Annotated in this window: 3 protein-coding genes; all 3 read right to left on the reverse strand. The window is 50.1% G+C overall.

Going from position 1 to position 1,534, the window contains the following annotated elements:
- Positions 1 to 761 (reverse strand): exodeoxyribonuclease VII large subunit (gene xseA / locus GX466_08695; protein ID NLH94271.1); only part of this gene is annotated, 761 nt, incomplete at its 3' end.
- Positions 762 to 769: 8 nt separating this feature from the next.
- On the reverse strand, positions 770 to 1,150 hold the full coding sequence (locus GX466_08700; protein ID NLH94272.1) for a type II toxin-antitoxin system VapC family toxin: 381 nt from the start codon (positions 1,148 to 1,150) through the stop codon (positions 770 to 772).
- Positions 1,150 to 1,377 (reverse strand): AbrB/MazE/SpoVT family DNA-binding domain-containing protein, encoded by a 228-nt coding sequence (locus GX466_08705; protein NLH94273.1) that lies wholly within the window; start codon positions 1,375 to 1,377, stop codon positions 1,150 to 1,152. The genes GX466_08700 and GX466_08705 overlap by 1 nt, the downstream gene beginning before the upstream one ends.
- Positions 1,378 to 1,534: the final 157 nt, after the last annotated feature.

The following is a 1,534-nucleotide window of genomic DNA, read 5'->3' on the forward strand; positions in this document are numbered from 1 at the left end:
ACTGGGCTTTGTGCGATGGTGCGTGCCAAGGTTTCATCGTTGAACGCCCACAAATCTTCCAAAGACCCTCCACCCCGCACCAGCAAAATGACATCAATCGGCGCACGCGCAGCCTTGTGCATTAAATTGGCCTCTAGCTGGCGTATTTGTTCATTGTATTGATACAAATTTGCTAGCGCTTGACACAACTCTTGAGGCGCACCAACGCCCTGCACGCTGGCTGGCGACACAATCACTGGAATGTGAGGCACACGCCTTTGCAGTGCAGTAATGACGTCGTGCAAAGCTGCAGCACCTAATGAAGTGACCAAACCAATGCCGCGCGGTGCGATGGGCAATTCGCGTTTGCGAGCGGCATCAAATAAACCCTCAGCTTCCAGCTTGGCTTTCAGTCGCAGAAATTGCTCAAATAAAGCCCCTTGCCCTGCTTGGCTCATGCTCTCCACAATCAACTGCAAATCGCCGCGCGGTGTGTACACATCAATGCGACCGCGCACTTCGACCAAATCACCATCGCGTGTCATGAATTCTGTCAAATTCGCAGCACGCTTGAACATGGCACAGCGAATTTGCCCTGTCGCATCTTTCAGTGAGAAATAGCAGTGCCCACTGCTGGCACGCGAAAACCCTGAAATTTCGCCTTGCACCGTCACCGGGTTAAACCGTGCATCCAAACTGTCCGCAATGGCGCGACACAGTGCACCCACTTGCCAGGTGCGTGACAAAGCAGTGGTGGGTCTGTTTTTCAGTTCATCGTTCATTGAAGAAATCAAGCAAGTGGCTTGTCAAAATAATTCACGCTTGGCAGACCTTTGTAATCCACATCCTGCGTCCAAAGCGTTCCATCAAACTCTAGGGCCATGCTGTAAATCACCGCGTCAGCCATGGCAAGTTGGTGTTTGCTGGCAATGTCAGCCGCCGCAACAGCGCGTTTATCCGTTAAATCAAGCACTCGGCCTAAGCGCATGACGTCTAGGCACGATAGCACTGCACCAACTGGTAATTTACGGCTAAGGATTTTGTAGACTTCGTAAATACTGATAACAGGTACAAGTAATTGGTCGCGTTGCTCAATCACGGGTTTGAACACTAAACCATTTGTACCAGCCGTGAAAAACTCAATCCAGCAGGACGAATCAACAACATTCATCAAAACTCCCGATCTGGCTCTTTTTCAATCACCAGATCAGCGGGGTCAAGCTTGTAACCCTTGAGCATGCCGTAATAAGCGCTCATAGGCAGCTCAGCCTTAACCACAATCTCCTGCCCCCGCAGCTCAAAATGCAGCTTAGTCCCCGTCTGAATCCCCAACTGGGCGCGGATTTTTGCAGGCAAAGTGACCTGTCCCTTGCTTGAAACAATAGCGTCTGCGTGCATGCTTACCTCCTGTTATTCCTTACTTTTTCAACAGTAAGACTTTAACATGAGTAAGAACAAAGTCAAGTAAGACCTAATAACTCCCATTTGCTGAGGTACTTGTTCTCGTTGCCACAGAACTTACGCATCGACGTGACCTGACGCTGCGGCCTTTAAG

It is taken from the genome of Candidatus Cloacimonadota bacterium (assembly GCA_012516855.1).
Classification (GTDB): Bacteria; Cloacimonadota; Cloacimonadia; order Cloacimonadales; family Cloacimonadaceae; genus Syntrophosphaera.

Coding starts and splice junctions, on each gene's coding strand:
- GX466_08700 (NLH94272.1), bottom strand. CDS start 1,150: ATGAATGTTGTTGATTCGTCCTGCTGGATTGAGTTTTTCACGGCTGGT.
- GX466_08705 (NLH94273.1), bottom strand. CDS start 1,377: ATGCACGCAGACGCTATTGTTTCAAGCAAGGGACAGGTCACTTTGCCT.